Annotated in this window: 4 protein-coding genes; 2 read left to right on the forward strand and 2 right to left on the reverse strand. The window is 62.9% G+C overall.

Annotated elements, in window-relative coordinates; translation table 11 throughout:
- Positions 1-128: 128 nt before the first annotated feature.
- Both metR and M2400_RS33090 read right to left on the reverse strand, forming a co-directional pair.
- Complete coding sequence (metR, locus tag M2400_RS33085; RefSeq protein WP_017480097.1) at positions 129-1,046, reverse strand: transcriptional regulator MetR; 918 nt, start codon at positions 1,044-1,046, stop codon at positions 129-131.
- Positions 1,047-1,418: 372 nt separating this feature from the next.
- Positions 1,419-7,022: a dermonecrotic toxin domain-containing protein gene (locus tag M2400_RS33090; protein ID WP_259201388.1), complete on the reverse strand. Its 5,604-nt coding sequence runs from the start codon at positions 7,020-7,022 to the stop codon at positions 1,419-1,421.
- Between the two features lie 194 nt (positions 7,023-7,216).
- On the opposite strand from M2400_RS33090, the gene M2400_RS33095 reads away from it, so the two are divergent.
- Together M2400_RS33095 and M2400_RS33100 are read left to right on the forward strand one after the other, a co-directional pair.
- On the forward strand, positions 7,217-8,236 hold the full coding sequence (locus M2400_RS33095) for an alpha/beta fold hydrolase (protein WP_177040651.1): 1,020 nt from the start codon (positions 7,217-7,219) through the stop codon (positions 8,234-8,236).
- Positions 8,237-8,298: 62 nt separating this feature from the next.
- Complete coding sequence (locus M2400_RS33100; RefSeq protein WP_259201389.1) at positions 8,299-8,955, forward strand: DsbA family oxidoreductase; 657 nt, start codon at positions 8,299-8,301, stop codon at positions 8,953-8,955.
- Positions 8,956-9,086: the final 131 nt, after the last annotated feature.

Genomic DNA, 9,086 nt, shown 5'->3' on the forward strand with positions numbered 1-9,086 from the left:
TGTGGCGAGGGAGCTTGCTCCCGCTGGGCTGCGCAGCAGACCCAAAAATCTCGGGGCCGCTTCGCGCCCCAGCGGGAGCAAGCTCCCTCGCCACAGCAAGCTCCCTCGCCACAGGTACCCGCTGTTCATCAGCGTACGGCGCTGACCCCATCCAGGGTCGAAAACGAGGTGTCCTTGGCCGTCAGCAAAAAGTCGCGCATGTACGGCGCGTCCAGCATGTCGGCGCGGATGCCGGCGTACAGCGTGGCAAACAGGCCTTTCTCCCCCAGCCGCTTGGCCTTCACGTAACCCCGTGAGCTGTATTCATGCAGCGCCCAATGAGGCATGCCGCACACGCCGCGACCGCTGGCCACCAACTGCATCATCATCACCGTCAGTTCCGAGGTGCGCACCTGGGCCGGCTCAACGTCGGCGGGTTCCAGGAAGCGGGTGAAGATGTCCAGGCGATCCCGCTCCACCGGGTAGGTGATCAGGGTTTCGCTGATCAGGTCTTCGGGCACGATGTACGGCTTGTTCGCCAGCGGGTGCTGGTTGGCTACGGCCAGCATGGCCTCGTAGGTGAACAGCGGCACATAGGTGATGCCCGGCAGCTCCAGCGGGTCGGAGGTCACCACCAGGTCCAGGTCGCCCCGGGCCAGGGCCGGCAAGGGCGCGAAGGCGAAACCGGAGGCCAGGTCCAGCTCGACTTCCGGCCACGCATCGCGGAACTGGTCGATGGTGGGCATCAGCCACTGGAAGCAACTGTGGCACTCGATAGCCATGTGCAAGCGCCCGGCGGTGCCGCCCGCCAGGCGTGCGATGTCACGTTCGGCGCCGCGCAGCAGCGGCAGGGTGGCGTCCGCCAGTTGCAGCAGGCGCAGGCCGGCGCTGGTGAAGCGCAGCGGCTTGGTCTTGCGTACGAACAGCTGCATGCCGAGCCTTTCCTCAAGCTCCTTGAACTGGTGCGAGAGCGCGGATTGGGTCAGGTGCAGGCGCTCGGCGGCTTCCACCAGGCTGTCGGCTTCGCGCAGGGCGTGCAGGGTCTTGAGATGACGGATTTCGAGCACGGGGTCTCCATGAGCATAACTTGTGACAAATTCGGATCGGGTGAGTTTGTCTCATGTTGCCCTGGCTGTCGACCGTGCTGAGGCGATCACGCCGCCAGGATCGGTGGCGTGATGTCCGTTGGTTCAGAGCTGGGAGAAGTGTTTGAGGAACAGCGACCGGCTGATATCGCCGCGCCAGATCGGTGTATGGGTGGCCTGTTGTTTTTGCCATTCCAGGTCCAATTGCTCCCTGAGCAGGCGCGTGACCAGGCCCGGGGTGTCTGGTGTCCATCGGTCATGGTGAGTGTTCCTCGCCAAAGAGGAGCGGGGTGCTCCTCTTTGGCGGCCAGTACACCCGAGTACGCAGCGCGTTAAGTGGTATTCCTGTGTCGTTTAGAGCGCTTCGAAATGCTTCACCGCAAAGGCTTTGCCGATATCGCCGCGCCAGATCCTGAGGTTGCTCCACAGCGCTCCCTGTTCCTGCTGTGACAACTGCCATTGCAGGCCCTTCTTGCGCTGGCGGCCGAGCTTCAGGTGCGCCTTGATAAAACTGTCAAAGGCCGATGCCCGGGCATCATAGTGAAAGTGTGCGTACCACAAAGGGACGGGAGGATTTTTTGTCAGGTCGTTGATCACATATTCCTGCAGGAAATCTGCGCCACCGTCCAGGCGGTTGGGCCGGGACTCACGGCTTCCCAGCTTCTGGATGTCTATTTTGCCTACGGTCTTGAGGTCGTCCAGATAGCCTTCGGTGGGTTGCTGGCTGGTGAGGGACCGTTCGGTGCGCAGGTCCCGGCCACGGGTTTGCAATCCCATGGCTTGCTCGCGCAGTTTCGCGATGAGCGGGTCCCGGGAACCCAGGTTTTCCAGATGCCTGGCACGCTGTACCAGGCCGTCCGCTTCGCTGGCCATCATGTGTTCCAGGTTGACCGGTTCCATGTTCCTGTAGCTATGGACCTTGGCTTCATACGCCGGCAGGTCGCCGAGCCGGCCCCGGGCTTCCTCCAGGACCACGGCCACATTGGCGGGCGCAGCGGGGGGCGCCGGCCTGGACGGGCCGGGGGCATCGACCCGGCGGTATTTCTGGCTTTGCCCGACCTGATCCCAGGTTTCCCTGCGCCCCTCACCGACGAGGCGAATGTAGCGCCGTTGCGACACGTCTGGGCGTACCTCTTCAGTGCCCACCAACAGTTCGTCGCCTTCGCTGTTGAACGTCTTGTGGGGCCGGTCGGCGGCCTGTTCCGTGCTGGTCTTGCGCCGGGCCTTGAGTGCCCGGGCACTGAGGGTTTCGAGATTGTCCCGCAGCGGTTGCACCTGGTGTGGATCAAAAAGCTCGGGGTAATTGATGCTCCAGCTGTTGAAGCTTTGACGGGCTTCCTCGTAAGTCGCGCTGCAATAATTCAGGACGCGGTTACGCTCGACGCGACTGATACCGCGTCGAGGCAGTTCCATATGGGTGACCAAGGTATTGTTGAGTTTTACATGCAGCTCGCCTACCTGTTCGTACAGGTAAAACCAACTGAGGGTATGGGGCACATCCAGGTACCTGGCGCTTTGCAGATGCAGGCTGGTGCGGGTGATCAGCAAGCGCAGTTCGGAGAAGTTTTCCATGATGACGTTCGCCGCCTCCACCGAACCGGCGGGCAGGGGGGTGGGCGCGACACGCGGGCGCCAGAGGCGTATGTCATTGATGCTGGCTTCGATGATGGTGTACTCGGCAAGAATCTTGCCCCGGCTTTCGGTGATCTCACGGGCCAGCCTCGAATGTTCGGTGCCGGGGTGGTCGCGATTGATCTGCCTGTTCAGGTCGTCGAGGTGCCGGGTGAGGTGGCTCAATCGATGGCCGGCCAACTGGGCGCGCTGCAACGCTCGTTCGGTGATCACCAGGGCCGCGGTATTTTTGTCACGGTTGAGGGTGGCCAACAGGCCGCCGCCCGGAAGTTGGGTCGCGTTGTCTGCCAGTTGATAAGTCTGCTTGGCCAGCTCGATATCGGCGAATAACTGTACGTCGATATCTTGACTGAGGGGGAAGCGCTCTGCCGGTGTGTGGCTTGACCAGGCGTCGGTGTAACGGCTGAGTTCGGTATTGCTGGCTTTGCTCTGGCGGAGCAGGTCGTCCAGGGCGACGGCGATTTCGTTGAGCTGGATCTGACGCCGTGACAGGGTACGTGTCATCTCCTGGGGCAGTTGTGCTTCCACCGCGGCGGGCGGTGCGCCGGCCCGGCGTCGGGGGATGCGGCGGCTGCCACCGGGCAAACCGCCGGCGACGAGGCGCCCATAAAGAATGCCGTGGGATTGCCACTCACTGGCTTCATCCAGGGCGATCGGTTGTCTGTAAAGGCGGTTGCGGTTGCCCTTCAGGCGCCAGGTGTCGTAAGTGCTGTCAAAGGTGACCTCAAGGATCTGCCCCTGGCGGACAATGAACTCACCACGTGCATGCCGATAGACCTGGCGATACTTTCCGGACGTCGGTGCGTGCAGGCCTTCGAGGGACAGCGGTTGGTCATAGGCATAGCCCTCGAAGTCCGAACGCCGGGATGGTTTTTTTGCGGGCCCGCCAGAGCGCCAGAACGCGCCCTTGTCCAGCCTCCTCGACAGCTGGTGCCGGCGCATCAACCCACGCGCGGCTTTGCCCACCTGTGTCGAAGCGCCGGCTATCTGCGCAGCATCCATGGTGGCGAATAACAGTGCCTCAAACGCTGAGGCCAGGTCATCGATACCCTGCCCGATGTCCCCCCGCAGGAAGGCTTTCACGGCAGCGTGCAGGTTGGCGCGTGCGTCATACAGGGAAATGGCCGTGCCCACGAACGGCAGGCAATTGAGGGCGACTTTGATCCAATGGAACAGCATGCGGTTTTGCAGGGCGTAGCGCTCTACGGCCAGGTCGAAGTTGGAGCGGGAGGTGTTGCGATGGGCCTCGATCAGCCGAGCCATCCGGGAGTCAAGCTCGTGCGCCGCCAGTGAGGTCGTGGACGGCCAGGGCGAGCCCACGCCGATCAGCCCGTCGTACCGGCTTTGATAGGCCTTCCGGATGCGTGCGGCATGGGCAATCACATCGCCTTTCAAGGTACGGCCTGCCAGGTAGTCCACGCCGCTGTCCTGGGCACACAGCGCAAACAGCAGGGCACGTGCCTGGTCGAGGCTGTCGGCCCGGAGCAGGTTGCGATGGTCGGGGGCATCCGGCAGATACACCAGGGTCACACCGCTGTTTTTCTCCTGGATAAAGGTGACGCCGACCAAGGCCGTCGGGCGTTGATTGGTGTCGGCGCCGCCCACCGCGAGCCCGGCGGGGAGCAGGACGATCTGTTTGCGATCGACCTCCCAGGCCTGTGGGGTATCGGCGTCAATGGCCACCTTCAGGGTGTGCAGTTCGTTGTCATTGATATGGCCTTGCAGATGGGCGCGGGTGGCGTGCAGTTGCAGGGTGAGGCGCAGTGGTTCGATCAGGCATTCACGCTGATATTCGCGATCGAACCGGGACTGCTCGGGGCTACCGTTGAACGCCCGGAGAATCTGGATCTCATACTGTTGCGCCAGGTCCAGCTCGGAAACCACTCGGGCCAGATAGGCGCCGGTGATTCCGTTTTTCAGTGCGTCGTACTCGCGCTGATCGTCGGCCGTGACCTCCAGGCGCATAAAGCTCAGGCGTGCGCCCATGGAATCGCCGATGTTCGACAGTGCGAGGGTTTCAAGGGAGAGCTTGCTGCGTATCGCGCTGGGGACGTTGAGCATCCTGACGGGCGTTCCCGGTGCGGCCCCGGGAATGATGTCGCGAATGGCCCTGACTGAGTCAGGCAGGTCGAGCACGACCGTGAAGTTCTTTTTGAGTGAGAAATCCCGGCGCAGGCGGGCTTCTATTTGCTGCCGGGCGAAGGCCTCGCGCTGGGGCAGCGAGCGCTCGAGCAGTGCCTGGGCGCGCTGCGCCGCGGGCAGGTAGGCCTGCACCAAGTATTTGAACAGTGTGCGCTGTGGGTCGTTCAGGGTCTGTAGCCACTGGGGTAAATGCTCGGCCAGATGGCTGCTGTTGTTTTGCTCGATGATCTGCTCGAACGCTGCATCGCGGGCTTGATGCTCGGGCACGCACAATTGGCCGGCGACCTCCAGGCGCAGCCTTTGCAACGCGCTGTCCCGTGATTGTGCATCGGCCTGTTCGGCGCGGATTCGCGCGGCCTGTTCTTCGAAGTCGGTCTGTTGGCTTTGCAGGCTGTACTCGAACGGGTCCGAGGTCACCTCGTCCAGGCGCAGCGCCAGGTGAGGGTCGCCAGCCTGGATGCCGAACAGGTACTGCTCCAGGGCCCGGCGCGAGTCGAAACGCTGCAGGGCACCGCCCCGTCCGGGCCAGTAGAGCAACAGGCTGTCGGCATCGGTGCCCGCCCCCCGCAGGGCTGCGCGGCGGGCGATCATCACGGGGCCCTTGAGGACCTTTTCGGTAATCAGGGTGCTGCTGCCATTGTGTCGCCTGACCGCCAGCGTCAGCCGGGCTGCGCCCACATCTGCCGTGCGGTCCTCCAGTTCCGGGTCCTCCAGCAGGGCCAGGAGGCCGTTCAGTTCGTCGTCGCCGAGTTGCCCAAGGCTGCGCTGGAGCAAGGCTTCGGCCCGCAGCCCGGCGTTTCGTGCGCGGTAGAGTGCCGTGTAGTGGGTGTCCAGGCTGGCGGTGTCGTAGACCCGGCGCGCAAGCAGCGCCACGGCAGCATCGCTGGCCGCCGATTGGGCGTTGTGGAGCTGTTCCAGGTGCTGCGTCAATTGCACCAGCGGTGGGTGGCGGTGGTCACCCTGGTAATCCTCACCCAGCAGCGTTTCGATGGCTTGGTGCTGGTGGTCGATCATGGCCTGGCGCGTGGCGGGAGGAATGTCGGCGTACAGCCAGCCAAATTGCGCGGTGGTCTTGAGGGCGTCCATATCAGGCGGTTGTTCGCTCACCTCGGGAGGCGCGGCCAACAATGGGACGCGGCTGAGCTGCTCATCGAACGCGAGTGCATTGTCCAGGGTGTGGATCGCGTGTTCGCTGATGTCGTGGTGGTGGGAGAGGTGGCTCAGCACGCTTAAGAACTGGTGGTTGGCGAGGTCGGACAGGCGTTGGGCGATGCCCGTTTGCAATGGTTGGCGGGTGGCGATGTAGTCGATCATCGCGCGTGGCAAGGCCCTGTCGACCTGGAACACGGCTTGCTGGTTATCGATCAGCCAACGCTCCAGGTGAGTGCGTCGATGGAACAGTTGGACCGCTGGCTGCCAGGCCGGCAGGTAGAGTAACTGGGGAACCGGGTCCTCGCCGTCGAGGGTAATGATCCAGGCGCCCGGTAATGCTATCGGCACCTGGCCGGGGTGTTTGAGGGCCACCTGTTCGGTGTGGATCCGGCGCCCGTCGATCAACGTGCCGACGGGGGCTGTAGGGTCCATGAGGGTTTGCACAGCGTTGAGCAGCGGCGGCGTCAGGCCGTCGACGGCCTCGATGTGATGGGTCGCCGCTTCTAGGTGCTGGCCATACAACTGGGCCGCGCGCTCATGGCGCGAGACCCCGCTGCCGGGCGCGCGAGCCTGCCAATAGGCATCCCAGCGTTGTTGCATAAAGGGCTTGAGTGCCAGCGCCTTGCAGCGTTCAAACAGCTCGATGGCCGACAGCGATGCGAACGGGTGTTGCGCAGGCATTCGGCTGATCCGGCAGGCTGGAAATTGCGCCGGGGACAGTTGCGGGTTTTGCAGGACAAACCCGCAGGCCTGGCTCAGGCTGCACTGGCGAGTGCTGCGCTGTTGGGTGGGGGGGAAAATGACGCCGACCTGATCACCGTCCAGATTCCAGGCGTGCCGCAACAGCTCGCGGATGGCGGTGGCCGCACGAGGCGCCAGGGCGATGAGGGTGTGCAGTAACTGCTGGCTTTGCTGGCCCCGGCGAGTGGCGTCCCACAGCAGGGTTTCGTCCACCGGGCGGGCCAGCGTTCGCGCCGTGATATCAAACGGGGTGATCTTCACATCCGGCAGGTTGTCGGGGGTATCGCTCATGTCTGTCTCTCTCAAGGCCCCGATACGGCTCGGGAATCGGGCTATTGAATGAGATACGGCAGAGCGGCGTGGGCTAGATGGATACCGCGACCGCCTGGCGACATTCATCAAACTGTCACTGAACTGTGGCAGCGCGCTTGAACAAACTTCATCAGACTCGCGCTCTACTGGGGTTCTGCGTTTCGGTGTTTTTCATGCGCGTTTTGTTTTTAATGGCCGCTTTATTATTCGGCCTGCCGTCTTTTGCGGCTTCTCGATGTGATGTCAATGTCCCGACTCAAACGGTCGACCTGGCCCAGGTGAGCATCGCCTACCAGAGTATCGGCCGTGAGTCCGACCCGGCCTTGCTGCTGGTGATGGGCCTGGGCGGGCAGTTGATTCACTGGCCCGACGAAGTGGTCGTCGCCCTGTGCCAGCAAGGCTTTCGGGTGATTCGTTATGACAACCGCGATGTCGGCCTGTCGACCTGGCGCCAGGCGCCTGCCAGCGCCAACCTGACCTTCGAGGTGCTGCGCTACAAACTCGGCCTGCCGGTGGCGGCGCCCTACACCCTGACGGATATGGCCGACGACGCATTGGGGCTGATGGATGGTTTGCACATCCAGCAATTCCACGTGCTGGGCGCGAGCATGGGCGGGATGATCGCCCAGCACCTGGCGGCCATGGCGCCGCAACGGGTGGAAAGCCTGACCCTGATCATGACCAGCTCCGGCGCCGAAGGCCTGCCGGCACCGAGTGCAGCGCTGGTGCAACTGTTGTCACGGCGCAGCGCGCCCAATCGTGAAGTGGCCCTGGAGCAACAGGCCGACCTGCTGGCGGCGCTGGGCAGCCCCTACGTGAAGGATGATCGCAAGGTGCTGCTGCAACAGGCGGCGCAGTCCTACGACCGGGCGTTCAACCCCGACGGTGTGAAGCGCCAGATCATGGCGATCCTTGCCGAGCCGAGCCGGGTGCCGTTGCTCAATCAACTGCGTGTGCCAACGCTGGTGGTGCATGGAACTGCCGACCCGCTGTTGCCGGTGATGCACGGCGTGCACCTGGCGGCGCATATCCAGGGCAGCCAGTTGCGGCTGATTCCGGGCCTGGCCCATCGTTTCCAGGAGGCGTTCAAGGCGCCGTTGCTGGCGGCGGTGTTGCCGTACCTGCAAGCCCATCGCGAGGATGCGGCGCATTGGGCGCAGATCGACCCAGTGGCGCCTTCCAAGGTTTTGTAAGGGCTTGGCGGGGTGTATCGTGGTGCCTTTCCGGCGTTTAAAGCCAGCGAGGTGGCCTAGTCATGAGTACTCCCCTGAAAATCGATTTCGTCAGCGACGTGTCCTGCCCCTGGTGCATCATCGGCCTGCGCGGCTTGACCGAGGCTCTGGACCAGTTGGGGCCGGAGGTGCAGGCCGAGATTCATTTCCAGCCTTTTGAGTTGAACCCGAATATGGGGCCTGAAGGTCAGAACATTACTGAGCACATCACTGAGAAATACGGCTCCACTGCGGAGCAATCCCAGGCTAACCGGGCGCGGATTCGTGACATGGGGGCGGAGTTGGGGTTTGCGTTTCGTACCGATGGGCAGAGCCGGATCTACAACACGTTTGATGCGCATCGCCTGTTGCATTGGGCCGGGCTTGAGGGGTTGCAGTACAACCTCAAGGAGGCGCTGTTCAAGGCGTACTTTACTGACCAGCAGAATCCGTCTGATCACGCGACTTTAGCGACGATTGCCGAAGGGGTTGGGCTGGATCGTCAGCGGGCTGAGGCGATTCTGGCTTCGGATGAATATGCGGCTGAGGTTCGTGAGCAGGAGCAGTTGTGGGTGTCGCGTGGGGTGAGTTCTGTGCCGACCATTGTGTTTAATGATCAATATGCGGTGAGTGGCGGGCAGCCGGCTGAGGCGTTTGTCGGGGCGATTCGGCAGATTATCAGTGAGGCTTCCAAGGGTTGATCGGTGTACATATCCGTTATTTAGGTAACGGCGGCCTATGGTTCCGCTCTTACAGCGGGTCACTTTTGAAAAGCGCAAAAGTAACCAAAACGCTCTGCCCCGCCTGTCGGCGCCTCGCTGTGGCTCGGCGT

This window comes from Pseudomonas sp. BIGb0558 (assembly GCF_024807515.1).
Classification (GTDB): Bacteria; Pseudomonadota; Gammaproteobacteria; order Pseudomonadales; family Pseudomonadaceae; genus Aquipseudomonas; species Aquipseudomonas yamanorum_A.

Coding starts and splice junctions, on each gene's coding strand:
- M2400_RS33090 (WP_259201388.1), bottom strand. CDS start 7,022: ATGAGCGATACCCCCGACAACCTGCCGGATGTGAAGATCACCCCGTTT.
- M2400_RS33095 (WP_177040651.1), top strand. CDS start 7,217: ATGCGCGTTTTGTTTTTAATGGCCGCTTTATTATTCGGCCTGCCGTCT.
- M2400_RS33100 (WP_259201389.1), top strand. CDS start 8,299: ATGAGTACTCCCCTGAAAATCGATTTCGTCAGCGACGTGTCCTGCCCC.